General features: G+C 57.1%; 1 protein-coding gene. It reads left to right on the forward strand.

The genetic code is table 11. The annotated features are described in order from the left end of the window. Nucleotides 1–217, forward strand: a 217-nt coding sequence (locus A3709_RS12550) for a KH domain-containing protein (protein ID WP_197484175.1), incomplete at both ends; no start/stop codon positions are given.

Genomic DNA, 217 nt, shown 5'->3' on the forward strand with positions numbered 1-217 from the left:
GTGAGCCGTGTTGTTATCGAGCGCCCCGCACAGACTGCTCGCATCACCATCCACACAGCCCGTCCCGGTATCGTGATTGGTAAGAAGGGTGAAGATGTCGACGCTCTGCGTAAGGAACTCACCAAGAAGATGGGTGTGCCCGTGCACATCAACATCGAAGAGATTCGCAAGCCGGATCTGGACGCCAAGCTGGTAGCTCAGAACGTAGCCCAGCAGC

Origin of the sequence: Halioglobus sp. HI00S01 (assembly GCF_001635445.1) — a bacterium.
Classification (GTDB): Bacteria; Pseudomonadota; Gammaproteobacteria; order Pseudomonadales; family Halieaceae; genus Halioglobus; species Halioglobus japonicus.